The organism is Candidatus Nitrosopumilus sp. bin_68KS (genome assembly GCF_054095825.1).
Map to the genome: position 1 here is coordinate 15,589 of NZ_JBSWSP010000027.1, position 18,784 is coordinate 34,372.

An 18,784-nucleotide genomic window follows, 5' to 3' on the forward strand; every position below is an offset into this window, starting at 1 on the left:
CAGTTATGACATCAAAAAATGATGCAATTTCATTACATAAAAAACTAAACGGAAAAATATACATCGAAAGTAAAATATCAAAGATAACAAATGAAAATCTTCAGTTAATTTACACCCCAGGTGTTGCAGAAGTATGTACTGAAATTTTTAAAAATCCAAAATCAAAATACCAATTAACAGGTAAAGGAAACAATGTTGCAATCATTACGGATGGTACGAGGATTTTAGGGCTGGGAGACATTGGACCAGATGCAGCATTACCAGTGATGGAGGGAAAAGCAGTATTGTATAGAAAATATGGAAAAATAAACGCATTTCCAATATGTCTTGCTACAAAAAACAAGCAAAAAATTATTGAAACAATAATGGCAATAGAGCCAGTATTTGGAGCAATTAATCTTGAAGATATAGAATCACCCAAAGTATTAGACATTTCAAAAGAGATAGTAAAAAAAATACACATACCTGTTTTTCATGATGATAGACATGGTACAGCAGTTGTAACATTAGCTGGACTTTTAAATTCATTAAAGATTGTGAAGAAGAAAATATCTGAGATCAAAGTAGTAATTGCAGGAGCAGGATCAGCTGGTTATTGCATTGCAAAATTACTACATTATTCTGGATGTAAAAACATCATCATTCTTGATTCTAAAGGTGCAATATACAAGAATAGAAAAGTAAACATGAATGAATACAAGATAGAGTTAACTAGATTCACAAATAAAATTGAGAAAGGACAGCTTGCAGAGACAATTAAAAACGCAGATGTATTCATCGGAGTGTCTGGAATTAAAAACATCCTAAAACCCGAAATGGTAAAAGAAATGAATCAAAATCCAATAGTTTTTGCACTTACTAATCCTTATCCTGAAATTGATCCAATTCTTGCAAAAAAATCAGGGGTCAGAATAATTGCAACAGGGAGTTTCAGATATGAAAATAAAGTAAACAATGCAATAGTTTTTCCATATTTGATGAGAGCCATTTTAGACTTGAAAATACAAAAAATCACTCTGGAAATACTATATGCTACTGCGTTAGCCATTGCCGGAGCTGTATCAAATAAAAAACTCTCAGAAAAATGCATAATTCCATCTATTAATGAAAAAACACTTCAGAAAAGAATCACCAGTGCTCTTGAAAAAATCAAAGTGGAGTCATAGTAAAAATAGATTGCAAAAATAATTTCAGTCACAAAATCTTTATGGGTCAATATTTGAGAAACGCTAATTGGTTTGCACGCCAACAAAGCCTAGAGTGACAATATTATTGTCGCTCTAGGATATTACATTCTATCAGGAGCAGTGATTCCTAAAAGATCCAATGCCTTTTCAATGGTCATTTTGAATGAGTTAACCAAACATAAACGTGAATTTTCAAGATTTACATCTCCCAGTTCCAAAACCTTAGAATGCTCATAAAAAGAATTAAACGAAACTGCCAAATCATGACAATATCTTGCAATTACTTTAGGGGATAAATTATTTACAGCATCACGAACTTGTAAATTGAAAAGACCAATATTTTTAATCAAATCAATTTCAGATTTCTCTTTGAGCAATGAAAAATCAACATCAATTGTTGGAGTATGATTTGATTTTTCCAAAATTCTAGAGGCTCTAGCATGAGTATATTGTATGTATGGTGCAGTATCACCTTCCAAGCTAAGAGATTTTGTTAAATCAAATGTGATAATTTTGTCCAAATCCTGTTTTATCATTTCATAACGCAGAGTTGCAACAGAGACATTGTGGGCAATTTTTTCAATTTCAGAGACATTCATTTCAGGATGTCGCTTTTTTGTTTCTTCTTTTGTCTTCTCTTTTAGTAATTGACATACAGAATCAGCATTCACATACAATCCCTTTCGGCCAGACATTTGAGCTTGCTTCCCTTCAGTATCCAATCCAAGAGTTTTTGCTGTTTCTGAACTAAGCGTTACTGACTCATATCCAAGATGAACGTATGCGTCAGTAACAGATTTGAATTTACCCATTAGAGATGTAATGATTTTTTGCAGTCTTGCCTGACGAGAATCAATTACAGTAACTACTTTTTCACCAGAAAAATTTTGAGATATAATATGACTTTTGTTCAAAGTGGTTTGCCAAAGTTCTCGAGAATTAGGCTGTTTCTTTTCATATTTTTCGTAATTAAATGGGTCATCAAGCAATCCTAGTTTCCATGCAGCATATGGTATATCCTTTGCAATGTATGTTGCAGTCCCATTACTTCTGACAATCACCTTATCATCTTCTTTATCTTCACCTCTAATTACCCAGCAACCAGTATTCTTTCCATCTTTTTCAAATTCTATTAGAGACATCTCTTTGAGTTTTTCAAATATCTCATCCCAGAGTCCAGAACGAATGATTTGAGATTCAAAATTTAGACAATCATATGAAACATCCAAATTCCAACATGTTTCAAGTTGGCCTGCTAAAACTTTGCGTGTAATTTTATCTGCAAATTTTGCAGTTTCAGAATCCCCATCTTCAAGTTCTTTGAGAATATTTTTTCTTATTTCTTCAAGACTAGGATCTTTCTCATATCTTTCAGTAGTTTTGACATAAACATCATCACCACAGTAATGATCAAACTTTTTTCCATCAGGGGGCTCCTCAGCAAATCCAAAGTGTTTGAAACCAACTATAATATCAGCTACTTGAAGACCCGAATCATCAATGTAGTTTAGTACATTAACTTTGTAATTTGATTTTTTTAAAATTCTAGATACAGTGTCGCCGATTATAATATTTCTAATATGCCCTATGTGAAGAGCTTTGTTAGGATTTACACTAGTATGTTCAACTACAATTGCGGAATTTTTTCCAATATCAACATCACCAAATTCCTCAAGATAAGATTCAGACAAAATTAATTGGGTTAATTTTTCCCAGTCTGCAAAGAAATTCAAATAACCAGATGGATGTGCCTCAGATTTCAATACAAGTGTGTTAGTGTAATTCTGAAATTTATCAGATAACATTTGAGCAATTTCTTTTGGACTTTTTTGGAGTGATTTTGCAAGTAAAAATGAAACATTGGAACTGACATCACCAAATCCAGGTTTTGCAGGCTCTACAGTAAATTTTACATCAGATATTGAGAGTTCATCAAGTATCTTATCGAGATTATTTTCAATTTCATCAAGTATTGATTTGAAAGTCATGCTACATCTCAAATAATTTAGGTGCTAATTTATCTAATGCCTCAATAACGCCATCTCCTGCATTTGCAGACACTGTCATTGTAGCCTCAGATTTTACTAGATCAGAGGCATTTCCTAGGGCAATGCTAGTTTTAGCCACTTTGAATAAAGGAATATCTGTTGCGCTATCACCAATCGCTATGACATCATCCCGTAAGATAGAGTATTTTTCCATAATTTTTGAAAATCCAAAACCTTTGTCAATACCCGAGGAATTTATGTGAAAAGCATATTGGCTATCAGATAATTCAACATTAATTTTATTTTCAGAAAGTATTTTTTTTGCAACATCTAAATCAAATGTTCTCTCTAAAACAACTTCAGTCATTCTAGGAAAAACAGGTTTTTCTTTAACAGTGTTAACATTATTTTTTATTATTTTTAATGCAGTTTTACATTCTTCTATATTTCCCAGTAGAACATGATCATTTGAATCAAAAGTAAGGCATCCACCATTTTCCCCAACAGTAATTTTTGTAGTTCCGCCAAACACCGAAAGTAAATATCCCTCAACAGATGATCTGCCAGTAACAAAAATTACATTGTGTCCCATATTGGTCAAACGTCTAAGTGCATCAAGAGCATCTAAATGGATTCTACCCCCACCATTTTCAGTAATTGTTCCATCAATATCTACTGCAAATGTCTTCTTTTTCATAAAATTCATTTTTTGAACCGAATAATATTTGCTCCGTAAGGTGAATCTAAGAATTTGACATCAAAATCTTTTCTGCAAATTTTTCCGATACAAATACGGCAATTATTCCCATTATTATTGCAGGAAAAATAGTATAAACTAAAACGGTTTCAATTAATTCAAAATATACAAAATAGATCAAGCTAGGTGAAACCAATTTCCCTAGCAGAATCTCATTAAAAGTATACATGACATATGGATAATAAATCATGTAAAATACAGAACCTAACAATCCGCCTACAAAAATTAAAGATTTTCTAGATTTATTGACTGTCAAAAAAATGTCAGGAATTACAAAAGGGATCAAATTTAACGAGTAAAATTGGATTGAATCAAACAAAGCAAAATTTGGTATAATTGCAGTAGAACTGTAAATTAACAAAAACAAGGCTCCAAGTAGGCTCATCATGCCAAATTTGAGATTAGACAATCGAAAAATTAACAGCATTGAAAATGAAATTAAAAATGGAAAAGCCAGACTTGCAACAAAAAAAGCAAATGTAGGTTCAGGATTTAATTGAAAATAATTAGTGTTAGAAAAAGGCAATGTTAGTGAAGAGATGATTCCAGAACCAGATAACCAGATTGGTATGACAGCCAAGATTAGCAAGTAAGAAAATACAGGTTTAGAATTACTCTTTTTCAAGTATCTTGAAATACCAATCATTCCACCAATACTACACAGAAACATTCCAAGTATCAAAGTTAAGTGAGGCGGACTAAGTAAACCATCTAAACCAAAATTTGAATGCCAAACAAAATCAAAAGGACCAGCCCCAACAAGCAATCCAATTCCAATTAATTTGATTTTTAGAGATAGAAAATAGTAGCCTTTAGAATGCGGTAAATTATGCCAACCAAAAAAAGAAAGAACTACACCAATCAGAGATATGGCAACTCCAGTATACATCAAAGCATGTGGTGGAGAGAAAAAAGACTCAGGTCGGTTTAGCAGATGATTTGTAATATCCCAGCTTCCACCCACTGTCACTAGTAATATCCCAAAACTCGTAAATATACTTCCAAAAAGGAAAATTTTTTCAGAATAAGTTTCTAAAAACTTCTTTGGAAGATCAGATTGAGAAAGAGGCATGATTATGATATTATTCCATAAAATATTAGGGATTTACATTTACTGAAAAATCTAAAACATATTCATCTTGATGATCTAAAATCCCCGAATGAGGGTAATGAGACATACTACTAGTATGTGGAATATCAATAGATTTTACATAGATCGTAAAGATGCCTGTTTTTTCAGGAGTAATTATCAATTCCAGATGATTGTTCGCACCATGTAAAATTGGTCTATTCATTGCTTCAATGGAAGGATATTTTGCAACAGTGGATTCCAACCCACCGCTATATTTGGCACCTATGTCATCACCCACTTCAACACGAACTGATGATTGTGTGAAATCATATGTGGCAATCTCTACAATATCATCAATTTTAGAAAGAGTTGGAAATGAGGTTGAAAGAATATGAATATCACCGTAATCACCTCGGTTTTCTGAAACTATACTCAATCTAAAAGATTCACCTAAGGAAATATCTGAATCAGATAAAACTACTTCAAAATAGGGCTGAGGAATAAGTTGCTCATTGGAAAGATATTTCTCAGGCAAGATAAAAATTGTCAAACTAAAATAAACAATAATAAAAATACCAATTATCGAATAAATTAGGATTTTTCTCATATGGACTGAAAAACAATCACTGTTAAAAAACGATAAGAAAAACAATCCAAAATCAAAGACATCTTATTAGAAGAGAAATGAAAATCAAATCATGACAAAGAAATGTGTAATTGATGAGATATTCAATAAATCCCCACATACAAATGGATATGAATGGGATATAGATTGTAGAAATTTTAAAAGAATAAGACAATCATCGTTTACAGAATTTTTAACTCAATCAAATAATTTTCAAATTATCCCTACAGGAAAAACGGGGAAGAGTAATAGGATTTTATTTGAAAAGATTGTAGTATGAGTTGAATAGTATTGGGAATTCCTGAAAAAATTAAAGCCATTCAAGATGAGATGGCAAAAACGCAGATCAATAAAGCTACAGAACATCATATTGGTCTACTAAAAGCAAAGATTGCAAAACTGAAAAGAGAGCAAGAGGCAGACGTTACCAAAAAATCAGGAATGAAGCAAGATGGGTTTGATGTAAGGAGAAGCGGGGATGCAACAGTGGTGTTTATTGGATTGCCCAGTGTTGGAAAATCAACATTACTAAATAAAATGACTAGTGCAAAATCAACTGTCGGAGCTTTTCAATTCACAACATTAACAGTAGTTCCAGGAATGATGGAGTATAGAGGAGCAAAAATCCAAGTCTTAGACCTTCCAGGAATTATCAAAGGGGCATCCACAGGAAAAGGATTAGGAAAGAGAATTTTATCCGTAGCAAGAACCGCAGATCTAGTATTATTAGTATTGGATGTTTTTCAACCATTTCATGAAGACGTACTTACTACAGAATTAGGAAACATAGGAATTAGACTTAATCAATTGCCACCAAACATTACAATCGAGAAAGCATCAATGGGAGGCATTGCAATTGCACAGCAAGTAAAATTAACAAAAATTACAGAAAAGCATCTCAAAGATATTCTACATCTTTACGGAATAGTTAGCGCACGTGTTGTTGTACGAGAAGATCTTACATCAGAACAATTAGCAGATCATATTGCTGGAAACATTAGTTATTCAAGGGCACTTACTATTTTAAATAAAATTGATTTAGTTGATAAAGGATTTCTAGCAAATTTAAAGACAAAAATAAAATCAGATGTTATTGAAGTTTCTGCAAATTCAGATATCAATATTGATTTGCTTAAAGAAAAGATCTATGAAAAATTAAAATTTATCAGAATATACATGAGGCCAAAAGGCGGAGAAACAGATTTCAAAGAACCACTAATTGCAAGAGAAGGAGACACGGTTGAAGATATTTGTAACAAATTACACCGTAGATTGAAGCGAGAATTCAGATATGGTCTTGTATGGGGCAAGAGCGTAAAATTTGGAGGGCAGAGAGTGGGATTAAATCATATTTTACTTGATGAAGACGTCTTGACAATAATTAAAAGACGTTAAGATTTTAAAAACGAACGATTAAACCAACAAACAATAGAAAAATAATTAATTGTTTAATAAAAACAAAACAAAAATATCATTTTTTGTAGAATCATCACATTATGTGCATAAAATAGAGAATGATTGTGATAAATAGAAAAATTCAAAGAGAAAAATTTCTCATTAGAAAATATTTTTGATAATTATACGATCAAGAAAAAATTTTGCAATATAATTACTTGAGAAATTGTAATCAAATTGTGTAAATTTCTTTAGTTTAACCACTGAAAAACAATGAAAATGGCGATTCAGTATGGCAGCTAAACGAAAAGCAGCTCCAAAGAGAAAGGCAGCACCTAAACGCAAAGCCGCTCCAAAGAGAAAAGCAGCAAAAAGAACTGCAGCTAAAAAAGCAGCTCCAAAGAGAAAGGCAGCACCTAAACGCAAAGCCGCTCCAAAGAGAAAAGCAGCAAAAAGAACTGCAGCTAAAAAAGCAGCTCCAAAGAGAAAGGCAGCACCTAAACGCAAAGCCGCTCCAAAGAGAAAAGCAGCAAAAAGACGATAATATCGTCAAACTAACAATCGTCATTTAGAGACGAATTGTTTTCATTTTTCTAAATTTACTAGTGGAGACTTTAAACAAATTTTTGAATATTGTTTTCATAAATAATTTTAAGAAATATTCACCAAACCGTGAATGTATATCGATAGATTATCAGAATTTATAAAAACAAAATATTATTTTGCAAGTATTCAATCACGAATATGATACCGTAAAAAATTGAAAAAATATATTGTACAAATCAATTTTACGTTCAATCATACTTTCAAAAATTTCAAGATGATGAATTTTAAAATAATCAATAAAGATAACTCATCAATTTGATTTGTTCTTCAGTGGAAATTACATTTTTGTTTGTCAAAATTTCCAACAGATCTTTAAACAATGCTTTTTGTTCAGAAGACATTCCACCGGATGGTCCCTTTTCTCCAGGTGGTCCTGGCGGACCTCTTGGACCTGCAGGGCCTACTGGGCCTTGTCCTCCTACTGGACCTTGTTCACCAATAGAACCTATTGGACCTGTAGGGCCTCGTTCACCTTGAGGTCCTTGAATTCCTTGTGGTCCTTGTGGTCCCTTTTCTCCAGAAGGACCTGTAGTACCTCGTTCACCTTGAGAACCTTGTGGTCCTTGTGGTCCCTTTTCTCCAGTAGCACCAATGGGACCTGTAGGGCCTTTTTCTCCAATCAGACCTGTAGGGCCTTTTTCTCCTTTATCACCCTGAGGACCTGGAACTCCTGTGAGTCCTTTAGAACCAGCAGGTCCTTGTGGTCCTTGTGGTCCTTTTTCTCCAATTGGACCTTCAACACCTTTGTTGCCTTTTTCTCCGATTGGTCCAGGTGGACCATTAGGTCCTTTATCACCAAGTGGTCCAGTTGGACCTGTTAATCCTTTATCACCAAGTGGTCCAGGTGGACCATTAGGTCCTTTATCACCAAGTGGTCCAGCGGGTCCTTTTTCTCCAATTGGTCCAGACGGACCTTGAAGACCTTTTTCTCCTTGCACTCCAGATAAACCGGTTGGGCCTTTCTCACCAGGAGGACCAGTTGGACCTGTTAATCCTTTATCACCAGTTGGACCTTGTTGACCCTTGTCTCCTTTTTCTCCAGGAGCACCCCTTAATCCAGAAAGTCCTTTATCGCCAGAAGGTCCAGTTGGACCTGTTTCACCTTTATCACCAGTTGGACCTTTTAATCCAGTAGATCCTTTTTCTCCAATTGGACCTGTTGCACCCTTATCCCCTTTATCACCGGGAGGACCAACAATTCCTTTATCACCTTTATCACCTTTGTCTCCAGTAGAACCTTTGTCGCCAGTAACACCTTTGTCGCCAGATAATCCTTTGTCGCCAGTTGCACCTTTGTCTCCAGTTGCACCTTTGTCTCCAGTAGGACCAATAGGACCATCAGGTCCTTTATTTCCAACAGGGCCAGGTGGACCGGGAGGACCAGGTGGACCTTTATCACCTGGAGGACCAGGAGGACCATCAGGTCCTTTATTTCCAGATAAACTTGAGGTTCTTGTAGAACGAACGTTTGATTTTGATTCTGACATATCTTTTTTATTTTCAGATGATGTGGAATCAGATTTAGGTTCGGGCTTAGGTTCATTTGTATTAGATGACGGTGTAGAAGTTTGTTTTAATTTAATATCAAATACAGAATGCAGTGAAGAAAAGAGATCTACAACAACTATCCAAATAGTATCAAGTGATTCAATTGATGATGGAAGGGGATTATCAGAAGAGCCAAGTTTCTCAGAGAACATTCCATCCTTAACTCTTAGATGGAAATTTCCTCTCCATAAAGAAGGGAATTTTTTAGTAAATAGAGCCTCATCAGAAGGCCTACTATCAGTAATTGAAATTTGAACTTCAAATACACCTGATTGCTTAAAAGGTGACTTGCCTTGAACTTCTAATCGTGATTGAGATGACACATTCGTTTCTGTATTTTTCAAGTATTTCTGTATTTAGATGCTTGAATCAGAATATGAATAAAAAATGAGAGTATAATCAATTAAGGATGGTATTTATCTAGATAAAATGCCAATTTGAGCTAGTGAAGAAACCTTTCGGGAAAAAATCAAAGGAAGTTGACGAATCATCTCTAAAAAAAGACAAAGTCGAAGAGACCAGCCTAGTTGATTCAGACTATAATCGTAAGAAATTATTCAAAAAAGGAGTCAATTTGATGGCAGATGAAAAATTAGAAGAGGCAATAGTTGTATTTGAACAAGCATTACGAATTGAACCAGATAATATCGAGACTTTGATGAAATTAGGATATGCAAGATTTCACATAGATGATCATGGTGAAGCGCTAAAAGTATATGATAAAATTCTTGAAGTAGATGTTACAAATCCAGAAGCCTGGAATCTAAAGGGACTAGTGCATTATGAGCAAAAGAATTTTTCAAAAGCTCTTGATTCAGTTGATAAAGCACTTGAATCAGATCCAACCTATGCAATGGCATGGTATAACAAAGCTTGTTTCTTGTCATTACTTAATCAGGTACCAGAAGCATTAGAAGCACTGAAACGTTCAATTGAAATTGATGTTAAAAATGCAAGAAGATCAATTAGAGACAAAGATTTTGCAAATGTTAGAATCGAAGAAGGTTTCAAAAGAATTCAAGAAGTAGTAGTTTTAGAATCAATCAGACAAGGTTATCATACATTGGGCGCCATAGTATGGACAACATTTCTAGATAAAGCTGATGCAGAATCATCTTTGAGAAAACTATTAGAAAAAGGATTAATTGTACAAAATGAAAAACGTGACGGTCTAAGTAAAATTCCAATTTATGACCTTGCACCAAACATCGCAGAAAAAATGGGGAAAGAAAAGAAGGGATTATTTGGAATTACAAGAAAAACTTTGCCAAAACCAGTAAAGAATTTGAAAGAACTAAGTCATGCAATTCAATCAGTTAGAGAAGCTATAGAAGAAGAAGATGTTGAAAAAACAATAGATGTTTTTGATATTTTCATCAACCCATCAAAATCAGGTGAACAGATGATCGAGAATTTCTTTGATGAACATAGAGAAATGAGATTATGGACAATCAGATTAAAAGATAGAGGAGAAGATTATCTAATTGAAAATAAGGAAAAAATGCTAAACCTTCTTGACAACGTAGAAGTAACTATCACTAAAAAGCTTAGAAATGAAATTAATTATTCAGCAGATAAATCCCAATAGTTTGCATCTTCTTGTTTTTGTGTAGGTTTTTGAAGACTTTTCCATTCCTTAAATGAGCGAACATATAATTTTGCATTAGATAAACCAGCTGATTTTAGTGCATAATATGCCAAACCAGAAAGAGTACCTACACTTCCACAATAAGTTATAATTTCAGAATCACCAGTGATTCCACGATTATCAAGTAGTCTTTTCATATCATCTTTTGAGCGCAAAATATGCTCATTACTTGCAAGAGTCCTATAAGGAAGGCTAATCGCACCAGGAATATGTTGTTCAAGGAAATTTAATCGTTCTCGATTATCAATCAATATAACATCATCACGATTTTTTGCACTTTCTAGATAATCAGATGTAGCTAAAATTTCAGGTCGCAAGTGCATTGAATGTTCTTTGGTTTGTATTTCAGGAGATTCAGAATCATTTTCTAGTCCAAGTGATTTCCAATGACTATAAGTTGTTTCAAGTAGCGTTACATTTGAATGTCCAAGATATTCCAATGTCCATGCAACCCTTGATGCCAACGCACCAAATGTGTCATCATAAACTACAACATTAGTTTCATCATCAATCCCCATAGAGTTTATGAGTTTTAAAACACGTTCAGGACTATCATCAGACAAAAGATTGGCCAAGGGCAAATTTACTGCAGAAGGAATATGATCTTGTTTATAGTCACCTTCACGTCTGACATCAATTACTCGAACACTTTTGTCTCGTATTTCTGAACGTAGAGAATCAACATCGGTTGTAATTTTACCAGAATCTGTCAAGCAGCACATTCACCCTTTCCAGTTTTTGTGTGATAATTTGTATCGCTGCCATAATCAAGATAGAAATCAGGATCTTCTTGAATTGTTGGGGGTATAATCAAAGGTTCAATAATTTTTTTGATATCACCAATGGATGTGATATCAGAATCCTCATTACCATTTACAACCCTATGAATCCAGGATTTGAGAGTATCATCAGATTTCTTTTTTTCTTTAAACAGTTCAATAATTTTTAGAATTACAGGTATCACTCGTTTTGCAGGTACCCTAACACAAGTTTCGCCAAGCATTGTGTCACCATCAGAACGGCCTCCCAGAGACATTTGATAATTTGGATACATGTCTTTTCCAACGCGTCCACCTCCTCCAAAGAAACCAATTGTTGCAATACCATGTTGCCCACAAGAATTAGGGCATCCACTTATCTTAATTGAGGCATCGCTAAGATCATCATCCTCATCGAATTTTAATTCCAGGAATTTTCTCTGTATTTCTTTTGCTAATCTATGTGAATTTGTCAAAGCAAGATTACAGGAAGTAGTACCAGAACATCCAATAGGAGCAGTCATGGTTAAAGCGCCAGACTTTGCGAGTCCAACCTCAAGTAATTTAGAATATAATTGAGGCAAATCATCTTCCAGTACATAACGCAATGCAACATTTTGCACAAATCCACATCGTGCCTTGCCTTCAGATGAAAAGTTACGGATGATATCACCCAAGGCATTTAATTGATTTGAAGTTATGTCACCAGCTTCCAGAGTAATAAACACAGAACTATAATCTGATTGTTTTTGTTTCACAGTGTTTGTTTTTAGCCATCTAGCATACCCATCAGGAATTGAATTACCACTTTCGTTTGTAATTCTAATTGGTCGTTTTATTTCATCAGGCGTTATGTCAACATCAAGTTGTGTAACAACAGATTGAGTAGCTCTCACAATTGCTCTTTCTTTGAATACAAGGTTTTGGAATTTTTCCCAACCCATATCGTTAACTAGATAACGCATTCTATTTCTTGCAAGATTTTTTCTATCACCTAGTCTATCAAATATTCTCATTACTGCAATCGAGGTATAAAGTAAATCTTCTTCAGGAGTGAATTCTTCTAATTGATGTCCAACATATGATTTGTTTCCCAATCCACCACCAAGGAATATTTTGAACCCTCTTTGAGAAGAACCGTCAATTTCTCTTATCTGTGGAATTAATCCAACATCAACCATCCTTACCATTCCATGTTTTTCACAACATGTAAAATTGAATTTAAATTTGCGTGGAAGATTTTGAGCCATTGGATTTCTTAAAAAGAATCGGGCAGTTGCGAGAGCATAAGGAGTTGAATCAAATTTTTCATCAGGACAAACTCCAGACAACGGACTACACATTACATTACGAACAGAGTTACCGCATGCTTCTCTAGATGTCAAGCCAACTTCAGCAAGACCTCTAAAAATTTCAGATACATCTTCAAGAATTACCCAATGCAATTGAATGTTTTCTCTAGTCGAAAAATGTGCACTGCCAATAGAGTACTGTTCACTTAATTGAGATATTTTTTCAAATTGATGAGGATAGATTTCCCCTGCAGGAAGTTTGATTCTAACCATTGCATAATCACTAGTCATTCTGGTACCATATGCACCATGTTGAAGTCTAAATCGTCTAAAGCTATCCTCATCGTATTTTCCTTGACGGAATAGTTTTACTGTTTTGGCAAAATTATCGGCCTCCTCGATCCTAGCCCAATTAATTTTAGGCTTTACAGAATCAGGAGAAGATTGTTTAAGATCAGATATTGTCAATACAAAGAAATTTCATTTAGTTTGGTTATAAATTTTTGATATAGGGATGTTTTAGTAGAGAAGATTTTGAGGATATACATTATTTTCCTGCTTTTCTAAAACAACATCAGAATTAGTTGAACCTAATTTTTAGAGATGTGGGAAAGTATTAATTGTTCAGAGAACGAATTCATCTCATGCAAGAAGCAACAGTAGCAGAACAATCTAATAAAATTTTTACCGATGTAAGGGAAGTTGAAATTACTCGTGCAATAGCAAATGAATTTCATGATGTATTAATCGATAGAGCAGATTCAGATGTCATAATTATAGGAGCTGGTCCAGCAGGATTAACAGCCAGTAGAGAACTATCCAATATGGGTTTCAAAGTTCTCGTAATTGAACAAAATAACTACCTAGGTGGAGGTTATTGGTTAGGAGGATATATGATGAATCCTGTAACTGTAAGAGAACCAGCCCAGAAAATTTGGGACGAATTAGGAGTACCATACAAAAAAGTTGCAGATGGACTATATCTAACTCCAGGACCACATGCAGTATCAAAATTAATTGCAGCAGCATGCGATGCAGGAGTCAAATTCTTGCAGTTGACAAAATTCGATGACCTAGTATTGAAGAACGGAAGAGTTGCAGGAATTGTTGTTAATTGGATGCCAGTTTCAGCTTTACCACGAAACATTACTTGTGTAGATCCAGTCGCATTAGAGGCAAAAATAATTATCGATGCATCAGGTCATGATTCTGTTGCAGTAAAAAGACTAGTAGACAGAGGATTAGCTAAATGGAAAGGAATGGAGCCAATGCATGTAAATGATGGAGAAGAGCATGTTGTACATAAAACAGGAGAAGTTTATCCAGGATTAATTGCAGCAGGAATGTCAGTTACTGAAACACATGGATTAGCAAGGATGGGCCCAACATTTGGTTCAATGCTATTCTCAGGTAAAAAAGCAGCAGAAATAACTGCAGCAAAGATCAAAGAGTTAGAAAGATAGTAAAATAATTTTCTAAATTATTACACGGTCAAGGCTTTCTTGACAGATAACACAAAACAACGCAGATTATTGCAGATATTTCCTGTTTGATTTAATATAATATTTCATAAACCACTTTAGAAAATGAATCTCATCTTTTTCAAGCTGAGATTTCTCTAATGCCTTAAAGTATGCGCGTCTGTCAGTGTTTTTAATCTGCATGAGGGGGCATCCATGGATTAACAGGATGTAGTTCATTATCAGCCTCGATATTCTTCCGTTTCCATCTCCAAATGGATGGATTGATACAAAGTAATAATGAGCAAGTGCTGCTAGATCTACAAAGTTTGTCGTTTTGTTTTTGTTTAGCCATTTAAAAAACTCATCCAGTCTTTCTGGAATCTCATATACTGGGGCAAACTCTATCTTGTCATTTGTAATTACACCGACACGATACGTTCTGATGCTTCCTGCCTCACCAATCTTTGTCTGACCAAAAATTTCTTTGTGCCAATCCATCACCGTCTTCTTTGTAATCTTTGTACTCTTTGATGTTACAAGTTTCATAAACAGATCATAGTGCTTTTTTGTCTCTATGCTATCAATCTGGGGTTTTTTGGTAGGTGTTACTCCATGTATCAGCAAGTCCCTAGTGTCTGCCTCAGTTAGACTTGAACCCTCCATTCTCTGTGTGTTGTATGTAAACGATATTCCAAAACTCTCAAAGTCTTTTTGCTTTATTGACGGGGGTTTGTTTTTTGCCTCTTTTTGGTAATTTTTTGCTATTGTTTCTATTTGCTTATTCCATTGCTCATGGTAGAATTCCAGCAAGAATTCTTTTTTTATCCCCTCAATGTTTTTCGGGATTCTCAATCCAAGATACTTTTCTTTTTGTCGGTCTCCCGTGGTATGTTTAAGATAGTAGTACTTTTTGTCGTTTTTCTCCCTTGTAATGACAGATACCATGGTTTTAGTACCCACTGTAATTTAATAAAGATTGTTAATTTTATGAAAAAACAGTGGGTAATCAGTCATGATTTATGAAGTGTGTGTTGACTGACCATAGTACAGAATCAGGTTAAGATTTTTGGCCCGTCTAACAAAAATGCTATTTTGATTATGTCTGTAAATGATTCAGAGTATTTATGAATATCATAACTTTAGCTTGATTAATTGAAAACTAGAGTTCAAACCTGTTAGGGTTTGAACCAAAAAATTAGAAAAATTAAAGGGTTAAGGCTCGAACTTTTTACTCTTACAGTCTAAAGTAAAATCTCAATAGATTTGAACTGTTATCAAAACTAATGATGACAGTTTATGCGATAGGACTAGATGATCAATCCAGCATTTTTAGTAACGAATCTAATTACAATGATTTCTTCACCAAGAACATTATTTGATGCAGTTATGTTTTTGATGTTGATCATTTTTTTAGATTGTAAGTTAATGCCAACAAAATACAATGCTTGATTTTACTAATGGGAATCTTCTCTGTTTCACTAAATATGATAGCCCTGTTTCCTTCATACGTCAATTCAGGATATATTTCTCTAAAAGTCTCAATTAGGTTGGTTTGACAATGAAAATACAATTGCTAAAATGCTCAACATCAGACAGCCAAGTGTTGTTCAGATGTTAAAGAAACTTGATGGTAAAAAATTTGTTTCATATAACAAAGCAGGGGTAAAATTAACTGAAGAAGGTCAAATGATTGGGACAAGTATGATGAGAAATAGCAGACTATTGGAAGTTCTTATGGATAGTGCACTTAAAGTGGATATTGATGAAGAAATGGTATGCGGTATAGAACATCATATGAAGAAACAATTTACAGATGCTTTGTGTACAATGTTAAATCATCCAAGAAAATGTCCACACGACAATGAAATTCCAATTGGTGAATGTTGCTCAAAAATCTAAACAGAGTGAACGTTCTACACATACAATAATCAATTAACTAAATGAGCCAATTAATATTGTCATCAATGACTCTCATTGGGATGTCGCAACCTTTTTTGTGATTCCTCTCTTTGAGAGGAGTTTTTAGAAATGTTTGTTCAAATGAACGCACAATTTTGATGTTTGTTCAAATGAACAAAATTCACAGGAATGCAAATTTTTAGAATAGTATCGTAGAGGTTATTTTCTGTGAAATTCTAAGTCATTTATATACAAAATACGTGTAATCCTTTAAAAAAATTAGACGTTAGAAAGATAAGTCATCAAGACATATCTTTTTTATTGAAAATATCTAAAATCATTCTATATGATGAACCCACAGTTCCTGAAATCCAATTAGACAGATTAGCAAAATTTCTCAAAGAAACATTTCAAATAAAAATTGAAACAAGAAATAATTTGTTCAATAATTTAGATGATAAAACATATGAAAAAATTGCAAGTATCAGAATTTCAGATATTAAAAAACCATTTCAGAAACACAATGCTTCACATGAAGACATTTTAGTTGAAAAAGAATGTAAAGACATGTCTCAAAAAGAAGATTCTCCAATATATGATGGGATTGAATTACAAAAGATCATTTCAGATATAATTCCAAGAAATCAAAATACAACAACTACACTAAATGTAGTGTTTACAAATAAAATTACATGTACATTTGATGAAAGTGATTTTAAATATCATGCAAGAGCTTTGATTAGCTCCAATCCCACAATAATTTCAACTACAGGTATGATAGAGGCACCTGCAAAACCAAAGCAATACTATTTAGATCTAATGACAAACTTTTCAGAAGAAGGGATAGACGAAATTAGAAAAAAATACAAAGGTCAATTTTTAGAATATCATGATTCACGCTTATCAGAAATTACAGAAGGGTACCTATTACAAACTATCATATATTTTGAAACAGGAGAAGCATTTTGTAAAGATGTAGACTGCAGGATGTTTAATTCTCACTGGCAAAAAGATCTTCTTCATTCACAAGTAGATACCAAAAAACTGTGTAAAAAACATCAAGAAATACTAACTCAATTCAAACAGATTTAATATCATCATGAATTTTTTTAGAAGATTCTTTCAACAGGAATGATTCAGATTCATCAAGGTCAATTGTTTGTATTTCAGAAACACCATTTTGATTAATTTTTACCGGAACACCCATTGCCACGTTATTTTCACCATATTCACCTTCAAGAACCACAGATGCTGAGACGAATAGTTCTTTTGCATTGATGACAGCATCAATTACATCATAGACATTTTTTGCTACGCCAAACTGAGATCTACTCTTATAATTTCTCAAAGTCTTCCAATAGTTTCGAATATCATAAGTGATGTATTTTTTTTCAATATCATTAATCATAGAAGTTAGAGAATTTCCATCAATTATCACATTAGAGAAAATAGGAACCATGGAATCACCATGTTCCCCAAGAACTAAAGCATTAGATATGGAGGATTGAGGTACAGACAATTTTTCTGAGATGAAATAACGAAATCGGCTTGAATCAAGGCTTGATGCAATGCCAATCACTTTGAATCTAGAAAAACCAGATTCTTTTTGAAAAAAATATGTCAAAACATCAGTGGGATTTGAAACCATTAAAATTATTGCAGAAGGGCAATACTGTTTAATTTTTTTTGCAATTTCTTTTACCATATTTATTTGAGGATTTTTGTTTTCGGTCCTAGAGTTCGTATATGAAACTGTACTTGCAGCAATAACTACAATGTCTGAACCTAATAATTTAGTATAATCATCTGTTCCATGTATAGAAAATTTTGAAGTTGATGGAATAGCATTTGCAATATCTAAGGATTCGCCGATAGCTTTGTCTTTACTACGATTAATCAACAATACATTATCCAATTCATTTGAAACACAAAGAAATGCAATTGATGCCCCAACTCTGCCGCTACCAACTATTGAAATCAAGTAGAACACAACCTGCTTATTTTACAATGAAAACGGGGCAGCAAATTTTTTGAGTTTTTATCGACTGATATTTTGTTGCCACATCTATTTGCATGTTAAAAGATCTTTCTAATTGATTAGAAAATTCAAATAGAACGAGAGTATTTTGTGACATTTCAAAAATCCTTCTTTTTACGAATACTATCCCTCTGACGCTTATTATCACGATCAGAGTATTCTCCTTCCAATTTCCTACTTAATTCATCAGCAATTTTTAGAATATCCCAGCCAGATGCAGTGTAAATCAATGTTTTTTTCGAAGTTTTAACAGATGCAGTAGCATCATAATGAGTTCTTGAGCCTTCAGGGTTTTGAAATTCTACTGCAATTTTTGCCTCAATGATATTCGATAATACTTGTTGAACTTTTTCTAGGGCAGATCCAAATTTTAAAGAAAGTATTTCATTTGCAGGCTCATCTTTAGATAAACCAATCACATACAAAGGAATAGTTACCATACGCTATTGGTATCACCTAGAAGTAAATAACTTTCTCAGTAATTTCCAAATATGAAATTCAATGATGA

Annotated in this window: 17 protein-coding genes and 1 pseudogene; 8 read left to right on the top strand and 10 right to left on the bottom strand. The window is 33.7% G+C overall.

Annotated elements, in window-relative coordinates:
- The first annotated feature begins 5 nt into the window (after positions 1-5).
- Positions 6-1,166, top strand: coding sequence for an NAD(P)-dependent malic enzyme (locus ACW9W3_RS09680; RefSeq protein ID WP_457765940.1), 1,161 nt, complete (start codon positions 6-8; stop codon positions 1,164-1,166).
- Positions 1,167-1,288: 122 nt separating this feature from the next.
- On the opposite strand, the gene ACW9W3_RS09685 is transcribed toward ACW9W3_RS09680, so the two are convergent.
- Genes ACW9W3_RS09685 through ACW9W3_RS09700 form a run of 4 tightly spaced genes read right to left on the bottom strand, consistent with a single transcriptional unit; the run spans position 1,289 to position 5,611 of the window.
- Entirely contained in the window at positions 1,289-3,175 is a 1,887-nt protein-coding gene (locus ACW9W3_RS09685) for an arginine--tRNA ligase (protein ID WP_457765941.1), read from the bottom strand.
- Position 3,176: 1 nt separating this feature from the next.
- Positions 3,177-3,872, bottom strand: coding sequence for a phosphoglycolate phosphatase (locus tag ACW9W3_RS09690; protein WP_457765942.1), 696 nt, complete (start codon positions 3,870-3,872; stop codon positions 3,177-3,179).
- 46 nt (positions 3,873-3,918) lie between these two features.
- Positions 3,919-5,004 carry a hypothetical protein gene (locus ACW9W3_RS09695; protein ID WP_457765943.1) on the bottom strand — a complete coding sequence of 362 codons (1,086 nt, stop codon included), beginning with the start codon at positions 5,002-5,004 and terminating at the stop codon, positions 3,919-3,921.
- A gap of 25 nt (positions 5,005-5,029) precedes the next feature.
- On the bottom strand, positions 5,030-5,611 hold the full coding sequence (locus ACW9W3_RS09700; RefSeq protein WP_457765944.1) for a hypothetical protein: 582 nt from the start codon (positions 5,609-5,611) through the stop codon (positions 5,030-5,032).
- Between the two features lie 91 nt (positions 5,612-5,702).
- On the opposite strand from ACW9W3_RS09700, the gene ACW9W3_RS09705 reads away from it, so the two are divergent.
- From ACW9W3_RS09705 to ACW9W3_RS09715, 3 genes are all read left to right on the top strand, one after another.
- Positions 5,703-5,909, top strand: a complete 207-nt coding sequence (locus ACW9W3_RS09705) for a DUF504 domain-containing protein (protein WP_457765945.1) — start codon at positions 5,703-5,705, stop codon at positions 5,907-5,909.
- 11 nt (positions 5,910-5,920) lie between these two features.
- Entirely contained in the window at positions 5,921-7,024 is a 1,104-nt protein-coding gene (locus ACW9W3_RS09710; RefSeq protein ID WP_457765946.1) for an OBG GTPase family GTP-binding protein, read from the top strand.
- Between the two features lie 292 nt (positions 7,025-7,316).
- Positions 7,317-7,568, top strand: coding sequence for a hypothetical protein (locus ACW9W3_RS09715; RefSeq protein ID WP_457765947.1), 252 nt, complete (start codon positions 7,317-7,319; stop codon positions 7,566-7,568).
- A gap of 295 nt (positions 7,569-7,863) precedes the next feature.
- Here ACW9W3_RS09715 and ACW9W3_RS09720 read toward each other — a convergent pair whose 3' ends face one another.
- A complete protein-coding gene (locus tag ACW9W3_RS09720; protein WP_457765948.1) occupies positions 7,864-9,501 on the bottom strand; it encodes a collagen-like protein in 1,638 nt (545 codons plus the stop codon).
- Between the two features lie 122 nt (positions 9,502-9,623).
- Here ACW9W3_RS09720 and ACW9W3_RS09725 point away from each other — a divergent pair, with 122 nt between their 5' ends.
- On the top strand, positions 9,624-10,766 hold the full coding sequence (locus ACW9W3_RS09725; RefSeq protein WP_457765949.1) for a tetratricopeptide repeat protein: 1,143 nt from the start codon (positions 9,624-9,626) through the stop codon (positions 10,764-10,766).
- Here ACW9W3_RS09725 and ACW9W3_RS09730 read toward each other — a convergent pair.
- Together ACW9W3_RS09730 and ACW9W3_RS09735 are read right to left on the bottom strand one after the other, a co-directional pair.
- The gene (locus ACW9W3_RS09730) at positions 10,742-11,539 is read right to left on the bottom strand and encodes a sulfurtransferase (RefSeq protein WP_457765950.1); all 798 of its coding nucleotides are present in this window, start codon (positions 11,537-11,539) and stop codon (positions 10,742-10,744) included. The two genes, ACW9W3_RS09725 and ACW9W3_RS09730, sit on opposite strands and share 25 nt — an antisense overlap.
- Complete coding sequence (locus ACW9W3_RS09735; RefSeq protein ID WP_457765951.1) at positions 11,536-13,344, bottom strand: nitrite/sulfite reductase; 1,809 nt, start codon at positions 13,342-13,344, stop codon at positions 11,536-11,538. The genes ACW9W3_RS09730 and ACW9W3_RS09735 overlap by 4 nt, the downstream gene beginning before the upstream one ends.
- A 176-nt stretch (positions 13,345-13,520) precedes the next feature.
- Here ACW9W3_RS09735 and ACW9W3_RS09740 point away from each other — a divergent pair, with 176 nt between their 5' ends.
- Positions 13,521-14,339, top strand: a complete 819-nt coding sequence (locus ACW9W3_RS09740) for a sulfide-dependent adenosine diphosphate thiazole synthase (protein ID WP_457765952.1) — start codon at positions 13,521-13,523, stop codon at positions 14,337-14,339.
- A 66-nt stretch (positions 14,340-14,405) separates the two neighbouring features.
- On the opposite strand, the gene ACW9W3_RS09745 is transcribed toward ACW9W3_RS09740, so the two are convergent.
- Positions 14,406-15,284, bottom strand: a complete 879-nt coding sequence (locus ACW9W3_RS09745) for a Fic family protein (RefSeq protein WP_457765953.1) — start codon at positions 15,282-15,284, stop codon at positions 14,406-14,408.
- Between the two features lie 618 nt (positions 15,285-15,902).
- Between ACW9W3_RS09745 and ACW9W3_RS09750 the strand changes: the two are divergent.
- Together ACW9W3_RS09750 and ACW9W3_RS09755 are read left to right on the top strand one after the other, a co-directional pair.
- Positions 15,903-16,238: pseudogene (locus tag ACW9W3_RS09750) on the top strand (metal-dependent transcriptional regulator); the annotation flags it as partial.
- A 321-nt stretch (positions 16,239-16,559) separates the two neighbouring features.
- A complete protein-coding gene (locus ACW9W3_RS09755) occupies positions 16,560-17,330 on the top strand; it encodes a DUF6775 family putative metallopeptidase (protein WP_457765954.1) in 771 nt (256 codons plus the stop codon).
- Here ACW9W3_RS09755 and ACW9W3_RS09760 read toward each other — a convergent pair.
- Together ACW9W3_RS09760 and ACW9W3_RS09765 are read right to left on the bottom strand one after the other, a co-directional pair.
- Positions 17,317-18,219: a lactate/malate family dehydrogenase gene (locus ACW9W3_RS09760; RefSeq protein ID WP_457765955.1), complete on the bottom strand. Its 903-nt coding sequence runs from the start codon at positions 18,217-18,219 to the stop codon at positions 17,317-17,319. The two genes, ACW9W3_RS09755 and ACW9W3_RS09760, sit on opposite strands and share 14 nt — an antisense overlap.
- A gap of 155 nt (positions 18,220-18,374) precedes the next feature.
- Entirely contained in the window at positions 18,375-18,716 is a 342-nt protein-coding gene (locus tag ACW9W3_RS09765; RefSeq protein WP_457765956.1) for an HPF/RaiA family ribosome-associated protein, read from the bottom strand.
- Positions 18,717-18,784 lie beyond the last annotated feature (68 nt).